This is a genomic window from Streptomyces sp. NPDC050145 (assembly GCF_044460245.1).
In the GTDB taxonomy this organism is placed as follows: Bacteria; Actinomycetota; Actinomycetes; order Streptomycetales; family Streptomycetaceae; genus Streptomyces.
Genome location: NZ_JBITJS010000001.1, coordinates 1 through 14705 on the forward strand (window position 1 = coordinate 1; position 14705 = coordinate 14705).

Below are 14705 nucleotides of genomic sequence, written 5' to 3' on the forward strand. Positions count from 1 at the left end.
GGAGGCCCCGGTCCAGGTCAAGAAGCAGTCCAGGGCCGCGGCGCGGACCCGGGCGGGCGAGCTCCTGGAGCGGGTCGGTCTCGCGGACAAGGCGAAGAACTACCCCTCCCAGCTGTCCGGCGGTCAGCAGCAGCGCGTCGCGATCGCCCGGGCGCTGGCGATGGACCCCAAGCTGATGCTGTTCGACGAGCCGACCTCGGCCCTCGACCCGGAGCTGGTCGGTGACGTCCTCGACGTCATGCGCGACCTCGCCGAGTCCGGCATGACGATGATCGTCGTCACCCACGAGATGGGTTTCGCCCGCGAGGTCGGTGACAGCCTCGTCTTCATGGACGGCGGCGTCGTCGTCGAATCCGGCCACCCCCGCGACGTCCTGACCAACCCCCAACACGACCGCACCAAGTCCTTCCTCTCGAAGGTCCTCTAGTCTCCGGCCGAACGCAAAGAGGGGGCGCCCGGGGTCACATCCCGGACGCCCCCTTTTTTCGTTCTTCGTCCGCGGGCCGGTGGGGGCTGGTTGCGCAGCCGCCTACTGGACGAACGGCAAGAACAGATCCGCCGTCGCCTCCGCGTGGACCGTGAACTGATTTCGCGCCCGCACCGGATCGCCGCCCTCGATGGCCCCGACCAGCGCCCGATGCAGCTGGTCGGGCGTGCTGCGGGCCTCCACCCCGCCCGGATCCTCCGCCAGGAGCCGCGTGAGCTCGTCCTGGATGCCCTGCTCGGCCTCCATCAGCCGCCGGGAGCCGGAGAGTTCGGCGATGTGGAGGTGGAGCCCGGCGTCCAGGGTGCGATAGGCCTCCGGGTCGGCGACCGCCGAGTCCGTCGCGGCCTCGAGTTCGCGCAGCCGCGCGAGACCCGCCTCGGAGGCATGCCGCGCCGCCCGGGCGGAGGCCTCCCCGGACACCGCGATCCGCCACACCGTGAGCTCCTCGATGTCGGCCTGCGTGTACGGGTGCAGGGCGGTCAACTCCCGGATGCGGGTCAGGACTTCGGGGACCACGTACGTGCCCGCGCGGTGTCCGCGCCGGGTCTCGATCAGGCCGTCCTCCCGCAGCACCGCCATCGCGTGCCGCACCGTCATCACGGCCACCCCGAACATCTCGGCCAGGGCCTTCTCCGGCGGGAAACGGTCACCGCCGACGAGGATCCGCGCGCCGATCAGCTCGTTGAGCCGCCGCGCGACGGCCTCCGCCGCTCCCGCCGAACGCACCGGCGCGATGTGTTCTGTCCAGCCCTTGTCGTCCATGAAACCTATCCTCTAGATTTCGCATCTCCACCGCAAGTCGCGATCAGCAGGAGAGCCTATGAGCACGACCGAGCCCCCGGCACCGGCACCCCGCGTCGGGATACCCGTACGCCTGAGCGACGCCGCGGCGCCCGGCGCCGACCAGCGCGTTCTCGAGGCCAACCGCATCTTCGAGGACATCGTCGACCTGATCCGCGCCGCGGGCGCCGAGCCCGTTCTCCTGCGGCCGTCCGAGGACGGGAGCCCGCTCGACGACCGGCTCTCGGCCTGCCGCGGCTTCGTGGTGCCGGGTGGCGGCGACGTCGATCCGGCCCTGTTCGGAGCCGACCCGGACCATCCCGCGCTGTACGACGTCAATCCCGCGCAGGACCGGCTCGACACGGCCGTGATCCGGTACGCCCTGGACGGCCGGCTCCCGCTCCTCGGCATCTGCCGCGGCATGCAACTGCTCAACGTGATGCGCGGCGGCACCCTCCATCTCGACCTGGAGAAGACCTCCGTCGCACACGAGCCGGAACCCGGCCTCGACTGGGCCGTGCACGACGTCGCGCTGTCCGCCGGGAGCGCGGTGGCCGAGGTGTTCGGGCGCGAGCGGATGCCCGTGTCGTCCGGTCACCACCAGGCCGTCGACCGGATAGGCGACGGACTGCGGGTGTCGGCCCGCGCCGACGACGGCTGTGTGGAAGCCGTCGAGGCCGTCGAGTCCGGGGACGACGCCGCATGGACCGTCGGTGTCCAGTGGCACCCCGAGGCGTTCGTCCCCAGCGACGAGCTGCGACTGCCGTTGTTCCGCGCGCTGGTGGAGCAGGTGCGGGCCGAGCCGCGTACGGAGGTCCGGTCATGAAGGACGAGAACGGGACGGTGGCGCAGCGCACGGACGCGACCGGCGAGGCGGACCGGGTCGCGCCGCCGGCCGGCACCGCCACAGGGGGTGGCCCGGCGGTGCTGGCCCGGAGCCTGCGCAGCCGGCACATCACCATGATCAGCATCGGCGGTGCGGTCGGCGCGGGACTCTTCGTCGGCTCGGGTGTGAGCATCCAGCAGGCGGGCCCGGGCATCCTGATCGCGTACGCCGTCACGGCCGCCGTGGTCATCCTGATCATGCGCATGCTGGCCGAGATGTCGATGCCGCGACCGGACACCGGCGCCTTCGCCGTGTACGGCCGGCTGGCCTTCGGCCGTTGGGCCGGGTTCGCGAGCGGCTGGCTGTACTGGGTCGGCTGGCCCCTGGGGTTGTGCGTCGAGTCGATCGCGCTCGCCCAGATCGTCCACGGCTGGCTGCCGGCCCTGCCGGTCTGGCTCACGGCCCTGGCCATGGTCGCCGTCGTGAGCGCGGTCAACCTGACCTCCGTACGCGCCTACGGCGAGATGGAGTTCTGGGTCGTCTGGATCAAGGTCGCGGTGATCGCCCTGTTCATCGCGGTCGGCATCGTCGCGGTCGCCGGCCTGCTGCCGGGAACGCCCGCACCCGGAGCCGGGAACCTGGTGGACCACGGCGGCTTCCTGCCCATGGGGCTCAGCGGTGTCGTCATCGCCACCTCGGGCGCCATGTTCTCCTTCTCCGGCACCGAGATCGTGACCATCGCCGCGGGCGAGGCGCAGGACGCGGCGGACGCCATCCGCAAGAGCACCCGCACCATCCTGGTCCGCGTCACCGTGTTCTACCTCGGCTCGCTGTCCGTGGTCGTCCTGCTCCTGCCGTGGAACAGCGCGGCCGTCGGGGAGAGCCCGTTCGCCGCCACCCTCAGCCACCTCGGCCTGGACGGCGCGTCGACCCTCCTGAACATCGTGCTGTTCGCGGCCCTGCTGTCCACGATGAACTCCCAGCTCTACGCCAGCTCCAGGATGCTCTTCGCGCTGGCCCGGGACCATGACGCCCCGGCCTGCCTCGCGCGCGTCTCGCGGCGCGGGGTGCCGTACACGGCGATCCTGCTCACCGTCGCGGTCGCGGTGCTCTGTCTGCTGCTCCAGGTGTTCCATCCGACGACGGCCTTCACCCGGCTGGTGAACATCACCGGAGACACCGTCTACATCACCTGGATCGGCATCGCGGCCTCGCACTTGGTGCTCGGCCGCCACGACCGGACCGGCGGGCGCCGACCCGCGGCCGGCACCGGGGTCTGGCTCTTCCCGTGGCTCACCTGGGCGACCCTGCTCGCTCTCGTCGCGCTGTACGCGGTGATGATCTCCCTGCCGGAGGCGCGCGAGGACGCTGTACTGGCCCTGGGGTTCACCGTGGCCATCGCGCTCGCGGGCCTGTGGCTGCAACGGAGGCGGCCGGTGCCCGGTCAGCCGAGCGGGCTCCAGTCGAACCAGCCTCGGGAGGTCTCGTAGAGGGCCGTGGGCTCGTCGCACCCCTGGGTCGTCCAGATCTCGTGGGCGACGGCGTCCGCGCGCGCCGCACAGCCGTCCGCCAGCACCACCGAGAGCAGGATCACCGGCAACAGGAGTACGGGTACGACGCGTTGGCGGCGCACGCGGGACAGCACCAGGGCTGCCACGGCCAGGACGAGGCCGGTCAGCAGGAGCCATCGGTTCGTGGCGGCTTCGTGGGCGAGCCGCTCGGACAGGAGGTGGACGTCCGGGCACAGGATGTACGTCTCCGGCCCGTTGAAGAGTGACAGGCAGCGTTCCAGGACCGCGGCCAGCACGATGAACAGGCCGACGACCGGCAGCAGACTCGGATCTTTCTCCGTAGCCGTAGCCGAAGCTGTGGTGGTGGCCGGTTCCGGCTCGGGCGCTCTCCCCATCGGCCCCTGCTCCTCGATCAACTCGCTGAATATCCGGCCGAGTTTACGGGGGCGGGGCGCTAGCCTCACCGGCTATGAAGGAGCGCCGTCAGAAGAAGCTGTCCCGTCGCCTGTTCGAGGCGATCCTGTCCGGGGACGCCCCGAGCGTACGGGCCCTGTTGCGCGGGGGAGCGCACCCCGAGCGGCGGGACAGCGACGGGACGACCCCGCTGTATCTGGCGGCCGTGCAGGGCGAGGCCGAGGTGGCCCGGTTGCTGCTGCGGGCCGGCGCTCTCCCCGACACGGAGAGCGCCGGACTCGGCTCCGAGGGCACCCCGCTGTGCGCGGCCGCGTGCTGGGGACACAGCGACACCGTCCGCGTACTGCTGGCGCACGGCGCCGACCCCGACCTCCGCGAGGACCGGGGCACGGGCCTGGCCCCGTTGGACTGGGCGAACCACGGCCCGCACCCCGTCACGGCCGAGTTGCTCCGGGCGGCGTCTCAGGCTCCCTGACCGGGGCCGGAGGCTCAGCTCTCCAGAAGTGACATGGCCGCGTTGTGGCCCGGGATGCCGCTGACGCCGCCACCGCGGACGGCGCCCGCTCCGCACAGCAGGACGTTCGGGTGCGCGGTCTCCACGCCCCAGCGGCCGGTGCCCTCGGTGCCGTAGGGGAAGGACAGGTCGCGGTGGAAGATGTGGCCGGACGGCAGCCCCAGGTCCGCTTCGAGGTCCAGCGGGGTCTTGGCCTCGATGCACGGGCGGCCGTCGGCGTCGACCGCCAGGCAGTCCGCGATCGGCTCGTCCAGCACGGCGTCCAGCGAGGCCACCGTGGCGCGCAGGGCCGCCTCGCGCGCCGCGTCCTGGTCGCCGGCGAAGAGCCGGGCCGGCATGTGCAGGCCGAACAGGGTCAGGGTGTGGAACCCGCGGTCCACGAGGTCGGCGCCGAGGATCGACGGGTCGGTGAGGGAGTGGCAGTAGATCTCGGACGGGGCCGTCCCCGGGATGCGCCCCGCCGCGGCATCGCGGTAGGCGGCCTCCAGCTCGCTGTACGACTCGGCGATGTGGAACGTACCGGCGAAGGCGTCCCGGGGGTCCACGGCGCGGTCGCGCAGGCGCGGGAGGCGGCGCAGCAGCATGTTCACCTTCAACTGCGCGCCCTCGGGGGCGGGTTGGTTCGCATCGGGTGCGTCACCGAGGAGGCGGGCGAGGGTGGAGGGGGCGACGTTGGCCAGGACCGAACCGGCGGCGACGCGCCCCTCCGTCTCCGGAGACCGGTAGCGGACCTCCGCGCCGGTGTTGTCCGAGTCGATACCCAGGGCGTCGTGGCCGACGACGATCTCGGCCCCGGCCGCGCGGGCGGCGTCCGCGAGCGCGCCGGTGAGCGCGCCCATGCCGCCGACGGGGACGTCCCAGTCCCCGGTGCCGTTCCCGATCACGTGGTAGAGGAAGCAGCGGTTCTGCACCAGGGACTCGTCGTGGGCGTGCGTGAACGTGCCGATCAGTGCGTTGGTGAGCACGACGCCCCGCACCAGGTCGTTCTCGAACCGCGCCTCGATCGCCTCGCCCAGCGGACGCTCGAACAGCGCCTCCCAGGCCTCCTTGTCGTCGACGATCCGCTCCAGCTCGGCGCGGCTGGGCAGCGGCCCGGTCAGCGTCGGGAAGACCCGCCGCGCGACCCGCCCGGTCATCGCGTAGAACCGCTGCCAGGCCTCGAAGTCCCGGTCGGAGCCGGTGAGCCGGCGGAAGGACTCACGGGTCCGGGCCTCGTCGTTCTGCACGAGCAGCCCGGTCGGGCGCCCGTCCACGACGGCAGGGGTGTACGAGGAGATCCGGCGCTGCCGCGTCCGAAAGCGCAGTCCGAGATCCTCGACGATCCGGTGGGGCAGCAGGCTGACCAGGTACGAGTACCGGGAGAGCCGCGCGTCCAGGCCCTTGAACGCCTGGGCCGACACGGCGGCCCCGCCGACGTGGTCCTGGCGTTCGAGCACGAGGACGCTGCGCCCGGCGCGGGCGAGGTAGGCGGCGGCCACCAGGCCGTTGTGCCCACCGCCGACGATCACGACGTCGTACGAGGACCGGGCCGGACGGGAGGGGGCGGGGGAGGCGGAAGCGGAAGCGGCGGAGTGCACAAGGGCTCCAGAGGGTGAGGCGGAGTGGCAGGGGGACGCGCGCACACTCGCTCCCCGGGACACGGTTCCCCGGCCTGCGGAAAGGGAAGCAGGCCTGACGCACCCTGGAATCGCAGGGGAAAAGGGGAAACGGCCGCCGGAGAGCGAGCGGATCTACAGCCCGGTCTGCCAGTGCGGCTCAGGAATGACGGGGCACAGGACCGCGTACAGCCGCACCATCACCGATCCCGGTGCGGGCGTCATGTCGCGGCTCCGTCGCTTGGTCACCGGGATTTTCTAACACGGCGCCCAGGGCCGGGCAATACCGCGACCACGGACCGGACTTGCGCCTCCGCGATGCCGATGGGGCCCGGTCCGAGGGGCTCCCGGGCTGCGCGTCCCGCGTCTGCGGCGCACGCTGGAGGCAGGGCGCGGCGGTCCGCGGCACGCGTATCCGCGCGCCGGCGGGGCAGGCGGGTCTCTACCGACGATGCGAGGTCGACATGAGTTCTGAGGAAATCCACGAGCGCCTCCAGCACATGCGCGAGAAGGCCGAGAAGCTCCACGAATCGGCGGAACGGGCCAGTGACCCGAAGGAGCGCGAGCGCCTGGAGGAGAAGTCCCGCAAGCTCCGCTCCCGCACCGAGCAGGAGAGCGCCATGCGCAGCGGGGACATCTACCCCATGGAGTGAGACCCCCGAGGCCCATGGAGTGAGTCCCTGAGGCCTCAGATGACCCGAGGACTGGAGCAAGGGACGAAATTCACTCAGCGTCCGGTGACCCCTTCCCTGTGTGATGGGTACAACGACATAGTTGCGGCCGAACGGAAGTCATATTCCGTACTTCGGAAGTTCTTGCGCATCTGGAGAGTCGCACATGTCGAACACCGGTCCGTCCCCGGCCCGACGTATCGCGCGTTTCCTGCGGAAGTCACTGTTCGCCCAGGTCGCCGGAGCCCTCGTGCTCGGCGTCCTGGTCGGGCGTCTGTGGCCGCACGCGGGCACCGCTGTCCAACCCCTCGGCGACGGCTTCGTCCGTCTGATCAAGGCGATGATCTCGCCGCTCGTCTTCTGTGTGGTCGTCGCAGGCATCACCAAGGCGGGCGACCTGAAGGCCTTCGGCCGCATCGGCCTCAAGGCCCTCCTCTGGTTCGAGGCGGCCACCACGATCGCCCTCGTCGTGGGCCTCGTCGCCGGCAACGTCGTCCGCCCCGGCGCGGGCATGAACGTCGACCCGTCCACGCTCGACGCCTCCGCCGTCGACGACAAGACGGGCGGCGGATCCCTGCCGTCCACCAGCGAGTTCATCCTGCACTCGCTGCCCGACAGCGCCATCGGCGCCTTCGCCGAGAACTCGCTGCTGCAGGTGCTGGTCCTCGCCTGCCTGGTCGGCGCTGCGCTGCTCCACCTGGGCAGCACCCGCGTCCCCGCGATCCTCCCGGCCATCGAACAGGCCCAGGACGTCGTCTTCGCCATCGTCGGCTTCATCATGAAGCTCGCCCCGCTCGCCGTGTTCGGCGCGACCGCCCACCTGGTCGGCGAGTACGGCATCAGCGCGATGACGACCTACGGGAAGCTCATCGCCGTCTGCTACGGCGTCGCCCTCGCCTTCCTGATCCTCCTCGGCGTCGCGCTGAAGGCCCTCACCGGCGTCAGTCTCTGGAAGTTCGTCCGCTACACCCGCGAGGAGATGCTGCTCGCGCTCGGCACCGCCTCCAGCGAGTCCGTCATGCCGCGCATGATGCAGAAGCTGCGCCAGGCCGGCTGCCGCGAGGACGCGGTGGGACTCGTCCTGCCGACCGGCTACTCCTTCAACCTCGACGGCGCCTCCATCTACCTCTCCGTCGGCACCCTGTTCATCGCCCAGGCCGTCGGCGTCGACCTGACGCTCGGTCAACAGGTCACGGTGGTCCTGGTGTTGATGCTCACGAGCAAGGGCATGGCCGGCGTCCCCGGCTCGGCCTTCCTCGCCCTGTCGGCGACCGCCGCCGCGCTCGGGGTCATCCCGGCCGGAGCCGTGGCCCTGCTCCTGGGCGTCGACCGCATCATGGACTCCATGCGCGTCGCCACGAACCTGCTCGGCAACTGCGTCGCCGTCTTCGTGGTGTCGAAGTGGGAGGGCGTGTTCGACAAGGTCCGTATGACGAAGGTCCTCGGCGGCGAGATCCCGTTCGTCCCCGAGCAGGAGCGGGTCGGCGCCACGGCGCAGCCCGCCGACCCGAAGCAGATCTCGGGCTGACCGCCCCGTTCACGTGCGCGGGCCCGTCACCGACGGGTCCGCGCACGCCGCTTCCTGAGCGGCCATCACCTCGTCGCCGTGCTCGAAGGCCCACGCGCCGAAGGCGTCGATCGGCGCGAGCAGGGTCCGGCCCAGATCGGTGAGCCGGTACTCGACCCGGGGCGGCGCGCCCGGCAGCACCTCCCGCTCGACCAGCCCGTTGAACTGCAAGCGGCGCAGCGTCTCCGTGAGCACCTTGGAGCTGATGCCCCCGATCCGCTCCCGGAGCTCGACCGGCCGCACCGGCCCGTCCCGCAGCGCCCAGAGCAGCACCGCGTTCCAGGTGTTGGAGAGCAGGTCGAAGGCGAGGCGGGCCCGGCAGTCGGCGAGGAAGGCGTCGGTCGTCACGTACCAAATGGTGCCTGAGTCGGCTCCTAGCGTCGGGGTGAACGTGCGAAGCGGCACGGAACTTCGCAGCGGCACAGAACTGGGAGCACGAGATGAGAATCGGCGTACTGGGCACGGGCAACATGGCCGACGCGCTGGCCGGCCACTGGGCGCGGGCCGGACACGAGGTGACCATCGGCGGACGGGACCCGCGCAAGGCGGAGCGCCTCGCGGCACGCGTCGGAGGCGGCGCACGGGCGGCCGGCCTGCGCGAGGCGGCCGCGTCCGCCGAGGACGTGGTGCTCGCCGCACTCCCCTTCGGAGCGGGAACCGACGTCGTACGGGACCTGCGCGCGTCCCTCGACGGCAAGACACTGCTCGACTGCTCCAACCCGGTCGGCCCCGGCTTCCGCCTGCTGACGGAAGGAGCCCCCTGCGCCGCGCGGCAACTGGCCGCGGCGGCCCCCGGCGCCCACGTGGTCAAGGCGTTCAACCTCTGCCACGAGGACGTCTGGCGCATGCGGCCCCCGGTCTTCGACGGACGCCCCCTGTCCGTCCCGGTCTGCGGGGACGACGAGACATCCGTGGCCCGCGTGCACCAACTCGTACGGGACACCGGCTGCGCCCCCGTCACCGCCGGCGGCCTCGACCAGGCCGGTCTCCTCGAAGCGACCGCCGCCCTGTTCATCACCCTGTGGGTCGCAGAAGGCGCGGACGCCCAGGCGATCGCGCCTCCGCTCGCCTACGCGACCGGGCCCGCGCCGCGCGGCTGAGCGCTGGGTACCGTACCGCCATGAACAGCAAGCACGTGGCGTTCGACGAGCTCGACCGGAAGATCGTCGCGGCGCTCATCGCGAACGCCAGAACGAGTTTCGCGGAGATCGGCGCGGCCATCGGCCTGTCCGCCACGGCCGTCAAGCGGCGGGCCGACCGGCTGCGCGAGAACGACGTCATCACCGGATACACCGCCACGGTCCGGCCCGCCGCCCTCGGCTGGAGGACCGAGGCGTTCGTCGAGGTGTACTGCGACGGCGCGGCCCCGCCCAGGCGCCTCGCCGAGGTCGTCCGCAACCATCCCGAGATCACCTCCGCGATGACCGTCACCGGCGGCGCCGACGCGCTGCTGCACGTCAGGGCCACGGACGTGGGGCACTTCGAGGAGGTCCTGGAACGCATCAGGGCCGAACCGTTCATCCGGAAGACGATCAGTTACATGGTGCTCTCCCACCTGCTGCCGGACAGCGCGGAGGCCGGGGCCCGTGACGCGGCGCCCGACCTGACGCCCGAACCCGTCCTTGGTGACGCAGCGAACCTGCGCTGACCACGGGATACGCGCAGCATTCCTGCGGGGGCACGCATTCAAATGTCCTTGTCGAGCGCGACCACCGCTTTCTACCGTTGGAGGAGATCCCCGGTCGTCTCCCGCAGGAAGCGGAGGTACCCGTCTGTGCCCAGGCGCTATCTGGTGTGCGAACCCCGATACTTCGACGTTCGCTACGCCATCAACCCGTGGATGCGTGAGGACGCGCCGGTCGACACCGCGCTCGCCCTCGCGCAGTGGCAGAACCTGATCGAGGCCTACCGCGCCCACGGCCACACCGTCGAGACGGTGCAGCCGGTCCCGGACCTGCCCGACATGGTGTTCGCCGCGAACTCGGCGCTCGTCGTCGGCGGACGCGTCCTCGGCTCGAACTTCCACGCCGAGCAGCGGCGCCCGGAGTCCGTCGAGTACGCGACCTGGTTCAAGGCCGCCGGCTTCGACGTCCAGCGACCCGAGTCGGTCTGCGAGGGCGAGGGCGACCTCGTCCCCGTGGGCCGCTACGTCCTCGCGGGCACCGGCTTCCGCACGACCCGGGAGGCGCACGCCGAGGCGCAGGAGTTCTTCGGCGTCCCGTTCATCGGCCTGCGCCTGGTGGACCCGTACTTCTACCACCTGGACACCGCCCTGTTCGCCCTCAACGACCCCGAGGGCGACGGGAACATCGCGTACTACCCGGAGGCCTTCTCCGCCGGCAGCCGCGAGGTGCTCGCGCACCTGTTCCCCGACGCGATCCTCGCGACCCGCGACGACGCCATGGCCTTCGGCCTGAACTCGGTCTCCGACGGGCGCCACGTCTTCGTGGCCCCGCAGGCGACCGGCCTCGTCGACCGGCTCGCCGAGCGCGGTTACGTCCCCGTCCCCGTCGACCTGTCCGAGTTCCACAAGGCCGGCGGCGGCATCAAGTGCTGCACCCAGGAGATCCGTTCATGACCCTCGCCCCCGTCCAGGCCGCGCGTTCCTCCGCCGAGCTGATCAGCGCCGAGACGCCCGTGCTCGCGCACAACTACCACCCGCTGCCCGTGGTCGTCGCCCGCGCCGAGGGCACCTGGGTCGAGGACGTCGAGGGCCGCCGCTACCTCGACCTGCTCGCCGGCTACTCGGCCCTCAACTTCGGCCACCGCCACCCCGACCTGATCGACGCGGCCCACCGCCAGCTCGACCAGCTCACCCTGACCTCCCGCGCCTTCCACAACGACCGCCTCGCCGGCTTCGCCGAGGGCCTCGCCCGGCTGACCGGCCTCGACATGGTGCTCCCGATGAACACGGGCGCCGAAGCCGTCGAGAGCGCCGTCAAGGTCGCCCGCAAGTGGGCCTACGAGGTCAAGGGCGTCCCGGCGGACCGGGCGACGATCGTCGTGGCCGACGGCAACTTCCACGGCCGCACGACCACCATCGTCAGCTTCTCCACGGACGAGTCGGCCCGCGCCGGGTTCGGCCCCTTCACCCCGGGCTTCCGCGTCGTCCCGTACAACGACCTCGCGGCCCTCGAAGCGGCCGTCGACGAGACGACCGCCGCCGTCCTGCTCGAACCCATCCAGGGCGAGGCCGGCGTCGTCATCCCCGACGACGGCTACCTCACCGGCGTACGGGACCTCACCCGGCGGGCCGGCTGCCTGTTCATCGCCGACGAGATCCAGTCGGGGCTCGGCCGCACCGGCCGCACCCTCGCCGTCGACCACGAGGGCGTACGGCCCGACATGCTGCTCCTCGGCAAGGCGCTCGGCGGCGGCATCGTGCCGGTGTCGGCGGTCGTCGCCGGGCGGGACGTCCTCGGGGTGCTGCGGCCCGGTGAGCACGGCTCGACGTTCGGCGGGAACCCGCTGTCCGCCGCGGTCGGCTCCGCCGTCGTCGACCTGCTGGCCACCGGCGAGTTCCAGCGCCGGGCCACCGACCTCGGTGAGGTGCTGCGCAGCGGCCTCGAAGCCCTGACCGGCAAGGGCGTCACGGGCTTCCGGGCGCGCGGACTGTGGGCGGGCGTCGACATCGACCCGGCCCTCGGCACGGGCCGCCACGTGAGCGAACTCCTCATGGCGGAGGGCGTGCTGGTCAAGGACACCCACGGCTCGACGATCCGCATCGCCCCGCCGCTGACCATCACGCGTGAGGAGCTGGAATCGGCGCTGGACGCGCTGGGCCGGGTGCTCGGCTAGGGCGTGTGCGGGGCGGTGACCTGTTGATTCGGCTCTCCCGCCGTGGGGGCTGGTCGCGCAGTTCCCCGCGCCCCTGAAGGCATGCGCCGCGCGCAGCCTTCTCCGGCCGGCCGGGCGCGGGGCGCGTCGGACCGCCCCGCCCGCCCCGCGAGGTCCGCCCGCTCAGGCCTCCTCGCCGCTGGTCCGCTCGGTGTCGCCCCCGCGGCGGCGGAGCGCTCGCTCGGTGATGCCGGTGGAGAGTCTGCCGGTCGCCGAGCGGGCCCGGCCGAGGGTTTCCGTGCCGAGGCGTCGGGCGGCGTCCACGTTCTCGGCGCCCTTCTCCAGTGCCCGGTCCCGCACCTCCACGGCCGCCTCCTTCCAGCGCCGTGCCGCCAGTGACTCCGCATCGCGCTCGATGCCGAGCCGCCCGTGGAAGTCGACGACGGCGACCTCCACCTCGTTGCGCGCCTGCACCACGTCCCGGGACGTGGTCGGGTGCAGCAGCACCTTCGCGTTGGCCGTGCCGGCCGCCGCGTGCAGCCGGGCCATCAGCCGCTCGGTGCTCCGCGAGATGAGCTCCATCCGGTTCCGCCGGGCCGTGCGGACCCCGAGCCGGTGCCGGTCCAGTTCCTCCGGGGACGTGTCCATGACCCGGTCCAGCTCGAGGACGGCCAGCGCGTCCTGGAGGCGGAAGCAGTGCGCCAGCACGGCGATCCACTCGCGGACCCGGGGCTCGACCTCCTTGGACGCCTTCGCCAGGTCGCCGACCTTGGACGTGCGCTCCAGCTTCTCCGCGAGCGCGTCGAGCCGGCGCAACGCGTACACCTGGGTCTGCGCGATCGTCGCCGCCGTGGCCTGCACCTTCGACCACGTGACCTCGGAGACCCGGTCCACCTGCTCCCGGATCGCCATCGCCTCCTCGATCACGAGGTCCACGCCGCCCATGGCCGCCACCGCCGCGTCGTCCTGCGCGCGGAGCACGTCGTCGACCTTCTCGTCGATCACGGCGAGATAGTCGCTGATCTCGTCCATGGCCGTCTGCATCGCCAACTGCGCCATGAGCGCGGCCGCGTTGGCGAGCCGCGCCGGGTTCGCCCGCAGCGGCCCCACGCCGCCCTTCGCGAACTCGACGAACCCCTTGATCCGCCCGGAGTCCCCCTTCAGAACCCCCGTCTGCAGCCCCGACGCGGCGTTCTCCCGCAGCCCGTACTTCTCGATGGCCTGCGCCGACTCCTTCGTCAGCTTCACCCAACGCCCCGAGTCCGCGGCCAGGTCGGACCCGGCCTGCGCGACCCCGGCCGCGCTCCCGAGCGCCTCGCCGAGCCGTCGCCGCCCCAACTCCTTCGACGGCAGCCCCTCGGCGACGAGAAAACGCTCGACCGCGCTCGCGTCCCCGAGGACCGCGAGCCCCTCACCGTCACTGATCAGCTGAACTTCGTCCCGCATGTACGCCCCCTCGCGCCGCTCTCCCCGCCCGCCGTGACGGTACCGCGACGCGGGAGCCGTTCGCCGTCAGATCCGGCGGGCGCCCGCCGCGAGGCGCTCGGCCAGCGCGATCACCGCGTCCCGCAGTTCCCCGGGCCGCTCGATGACGAACGGGCGGTCCAGGCCGGCCAGGACGCCGGGGAGCCAGTCGAGGCGCCGGGCGCGGACTTCGACGCGGAACCAGCGCGCGGCCGGCTCGGGTCCGTCCGCCTCGGGCCGCCCGTACTCCGCCACGTGCGCGACGCTGACGGGCAGGCGCGCGCGGATCTGCTCGACCGTGCCGTGGATCCGCAGGACCACCTCGTGCTCGTACGCGGCCGAGGCGAAGCCCGACAGGACGCGCTGCGCCGGGTCGGGTCCGTCGGGCGGCGGGTCGAACGAGCCGGAGAGGGTGCGCGGGTCCGCGATGCGGTCGAGGCGGAACGTGCGGTCCTCGCCGAGGCCGTCGTCCCTGCCCGTGACGTACCAGCGGCCCGCGTGGGCGACGATCCCGTAGGCGTGCAGGGTCCGTTCGGTGCGCCGGCCCTCGCCGTCGGTGTAGCGGATCGAGAGCGGGCGGCGGTGGCGCACCGCGTCGGCGACGGACAGCAGGACCGAGGCGTCCGGAGTGTCGGGCTCGCCCGGCCGCCCGGTGAAGTGCAGCGCCTCCGTGAGCGCGTCGAGGCGGGCGGCGAGGTGCCGGGGCAGCACGCGCCGGATCTTCGCCGACGCCGTCTCGTTCGCCGTGCGCTGCGCCGTCGTCAGCCCCGCCCGGCGCCCGGCGAGCAGACCGAGCAGCACGGCCAGCGCCTCGTCGTCGCCGAACATGAGCGGCGGCAGCCGGTAGCCGGGGGAGAGCCGGTACCCGCCGTAGCGGCCGCGCACCGACTCCACCGGCACGTCCAGGTCGACCAGCTGGTCCACGTACCGCCGCACGGTGCGTCCCTCGACGCCGAGCCGCTCGGCGAGCTCGGACACGGTGCGCGTGCCGCCCGACTGCAGCAGTTCCAGCAGGGTCAGCACGCGGCCGGTGGGTCGGGACATGGACCCAAGCTAGCGCGAATAGCGGACCGATTCTGTCCCCTATCCCGCCTAGCCT

General features: G+C 72.3%; 16 protein-coding genes. 10 read left to right on the forward strand and 6 right to left on the reverse strand.

Translation table 11 applies throughout. The features are described 5' to 3' along the window. The coding region (locus ACIBTU_RS00005) for an amino acid ABC transporter ATP-binding protein (protein ID WP_399123556.1) at nucleotides 1-427 on the forward strand (427 nt) is incomplete at its 5' end. 102 nt (nucleotides 428-529) lie between these two features. Here the strand turns inward: ACIBTU_RS00005 and ACIBTU_RS00010 are convergent. Then, nucleotides 530-1249, reverse strand: coding sequence for a FadR/GntR family transcriptional regulator (locus tag ACIBTU_RS00010; RefSeq protein WP_399123557.1), 720 nt, complete (start codon nucleotides 1247-1249; stop codon nucleotides 530-532). 58 nt (nucleotides 1250-1307) lie between these two features. Here ACIBTU_RS00010 and ACIBTU_RS00015 point away from each other — a divergent pair, with 58 nt between their 5' ends. Both ACIBTU_RS00015 and ACIBTU_RS00020 read left to right on the forward strand, forming a co-directional pair. Beyond that, entirely contained in the window at nucleotides 1308-2093 is a 786-nt protein-coding gene (locus ACIBTU_RS00015) for a gamma-glutamyl-gamma-aminobutyrate hydrolase family protein (protein ID WP_399123558.1), read from the forward strand. Beyond that, nucleotides 2090-3583 carry an amino acid permease gene (locus ACIBTU_RS00020; RefSeq protein WP_399123559.1) on the forward strand — a complete coding sequence of 498 codons (1494 nt, stop codon included), beginning with the start codon at nucleotides 2090-2092 and terminating at the stop codon, nucleotides 3581-3583. Before ACIBTU_RS00015 ends, ACIBTU_RS00020 begins: the two co-directional genes overlap by 4 nt. On the opposite strand, the gene ACIBTU_RS00025 is transcribed toward ACIBTU_RS00020, so the two are convergent. Then, nucleotides 3538-3999 (reverse strand): hypothetical protein, encoded by a 462-nt coding sequence (locus ACIBTU_RS00025; protein ID WP_399123560.1) that lies wholly within the window; start codon nucleotides 3997-3999, stop codon nucleotides 3538-3540. The two genes, ACIBTU_RS00020 and ACIBTU_RS00025, sit on opposite strands and share 46 nt — an antisense overlap. Before the next feature lie 74 nt (nucleotides 4000-4073). Here ACIBTU_RS00025 and ACIBTU_RS00030 point away from each other — a divergent pair, with 74 nt between their 5' ends. Continuing rightward, the gene (locus ACIBTU_RS00030) at nucleotides 4074-4493 is read left to right on the forward strand and encodes an ankyrin repeat domain-containing protein (protein ID WP_399123561.1); all 420 of its coding nucleotides are present in this window, start codon (nucleotides 4074-4076) and stop codon (nucleotides 4491-4493) included. Nucleotides 4494-4507: 14 nt separating this feature from the next. Here the strand turns inward: ACIBTU_RS00030 and ACIBTU_RS00035 are convergent, their stop codons facing one another. Beyond that, nucleotides 4508-6154: a phytoene desaturase family protein gene (locus tag ACIBTU_RS00035; RefSeq protein ID WP_399123562.1), complete on the reverse strand. Its 1647-nt coding sequence runs from the start codon at nucleotides 6152-6154 to the stop codon at nucleotides 4508-4510. A 437-nt stretch (nucleotides 6155-6591) separates the two neighbouring features. Here ACIBTU_RS00035 and ACIBTU_RS00040 point away from each other — a divergent pair, with 437 nt between their 5' ends. Both ACIBTU_RS00040 and ACIBTU_RS00045 read left to right on the forward strand, forming a co-directional pair. Beyond that, nucleotides 6592-6780, forward strand: a complete 189-nt coding sequence (locus tag ACIBTU_RS00040; protein ID WP_384625962.1) for a DUF6381 family protein — start codon at nucleotides 6592-6594, stop codon at nucleotides 6778-6780. 184 nt (nucleotides 6781-6964) lie between these two features. Next, nucleotides 6965-8326, forward strand: a complete 1362-nt coding sequence (locus ACIBTU_RS00045) for a cation:dicarboxylate symporter family transporter (protein ID WP_399123563.1) — start codon at nucleotides 6965-6967, stop codon at nucleotides 8324-8326. 9 nt (nucleotides 8327-8335) lie between these two features. Here ACIBTU_RS00045 and ACIBTU_RS00050 read toward each other — a convergent pair whose 3' ends face one another. Next, nucleotides 8336-8713 (reverse strand): winged helix-turn-helix transcriptional regulator, encoded by a 378-nt coding sequence (locus ACIBTU_RS00050; RefSeq protein WP_399123564.1) that lies wholly within the window; start codon nucleotides 8711-8713, stop codon nucleotides 8336-8338. A 92-nt stretch (nucleotides 8714-8805) separates the two neighbouring features. Between ACIBTU_RS00050 and ACIBTU_RS00055 the strand changes: the two genes are divergently transcribed. The 4 genes from ACIBTU_RS00055 to rocD all read left to right on the forward strand — a co-directional run bounded on the left by ACIBTU_RS00055 (nucleotide 8806) and on the right by rocD (nucleotide 12163). Further along, complete coding sequence (locus ACIBTU_RS00055) at nucleotides 8806-9465, forward strand: NADPH-dependent F420 reductase (RefSeq protein ID WP_399123565.1); 660 nt, start codon at nucleotides 8806-8808, stop codon at nucleotides 9463-9465. A 20-nt stretch (nucleotides 9466-9485) separates the two neighbouring features. Further along, nucleotides 9486-10013, forward strand: a complete 528-nt coding sequence (locus tag ACIBTU_RS00060; protein ID WP_399123566.1) for an Lrp/AsnC family transcriptional regulator — start codon at nucleotides 9486-9488, stop codon at nucleotides 10011-10013. 144 nt (nucleotides 10014-10157) lie between these two features. After that, nucleotides 10158-10943: a dimethylargininase gene (ddaH, locus tag ACIBTU_RS00065; protein WP_399123567.1), complete on the forward strand. Its 786-nt coding sequence runs from the start codon at nucleotides 10158-10160 to the stop codon at nucleotides 10941-10943. Next, the gene (gene rocD / locus ACIBTU_RS00070; RefSeq protein WP_399123568.1) at nucleotides 10940-12163 is read left to right on the forward strand and encodes an ornithine--oxo-acid transaminase; all 1224 of its coding nucleotides are present in this window, start codon (nucleotides 10940-10942) and stop codon (nucleotides 12161-12163) included. Before ddaH ends, rocD begins: the two co-directional genes overlap by 4 nt. 162 nt (nucleotides 12164-12325) lie before the next feature. Here rocD and ACIBTU_RS00075 read toward each other — a convergent pair whose 3' ends face one another. Further along, on the reverse strand, nucleotides 12326-13588 hold the full coding sequence (locus ACIBTU_RS00075) for a hypothetical protein (RefSeq protein ID WP_399123569.1): 1263 nt from the start codon (nucleotides 13586-13588) through the stop codon (nucleotides 12326-12328). Between the two features lie 66 nt (nucleotides 13589-13654). After that, complete coding sequence (locus ACIBTU_RS00080) at nucleotides 13655-14650, reverse strand: helix-turn-helix transcriptional regulator (RefSeq protein WP_399123570.1); 996 nt, start codon at nucleotides 14648-14650, stop codon at nucleotides 13655-13657. Between the last annotated feature and the right edge of the window lie 55 nt (nucleotides 14651-14705).

What these genes read in the sequence shown, in the direction of transcription:
- ACIBTU_RS00010 (WP_399123557.1), bottom strand. Translation starts at nt 1,249, where the DNA reads ATGGACGACAAGGGCTGGACAGAACACATCGCGCCGGTGCGTTCGGCG.
- ACIBTU_RS00015 (WP_399123558.1), top strand. Translation starts at nt 1,308, where the DNA reads ATGAGCACGACCGAGCCCCCGGCACCGGCACCCCGCGTCGGGATACCC.
- ACIBTU_RS00020 (WP_399123559.1), top strand. Translation starts at nt 2,090, where the DNA reads ATGAAGGACGAGAACGGGACGGTGGCGCAGCGCACGGACGCGACCGGC.
- ACIBTU_RS00025 (WP_399123560.1), bottom strand. Translation starts at nt 3,999, where the DNA reads ATGGGGAGAGCGCCCGAGCCGGAACCGGCCACCACCACAGCTTCGGCT.
- ACIBTU_RS00030 (WP_399123561.1), top strand. Translation starts at nt 4,074, where the DNA reads ATGAAGGAGCGCCGTCAGAAGAAGCTGTCCCGTCGCCTGTTCGAGGCG.
- ACIBTU_RS00040 (WP_384625962.1), top strand. Translation starts at nt 6,592, where the DNA reads ATGAGTTCTGAGGAAATCCACGAGCGCCTCCAGCACATGCGCGAGAAG.
- ACIBTU_RS00045 (WP_399123563.1), top strand. Translation starts at nt 6,965, where the DNA reads ATGTCGAACACCGGTCCGTCCCCGGCCCGACGTATCGCGCGTTTCCTG.
- ACIBTU_RS00055 (WP_399123565.1), top strand. Translation starts at nt 8,806, where the DNA reads ATGAGAATCGGCGTACTGGGCACGGGCAACATGGCCGACGCGCTGGCC.
- ACIBTU_RS00060 (WP_399123566.1), top strand. Translation starts at nt 9,486, where the DNA reads ATGAACAGCAAGCACGTGGCGTTCGACGAGCTCGACCGGAAGATCGTC.
- rocD (WP_399123568.1), top strand. Translation starts at nt 10,940, where the DNA reads ATGACCCTCGCCCCCGTCCAGGCCGCGCGTTCCTCCGCCGAGCTGATC.
- ACIBTU_RS00075 (WP_399123569.1), bottom strand. Translation starts at nt 13,588, where the DNA reads ATGCGGGACGAAGTTCAGCTGATCAGTGACGGTGAGGGGCTCGCGGTC.
- ACIBTU_RS00080 (WP_399123570.1), bottom strand. Translation starts at nt 14,650, where the DNA reads ATGTCCCGACCCACCGGCCGCGTGCTGACCCTGCTGGAACTGCTGCAG.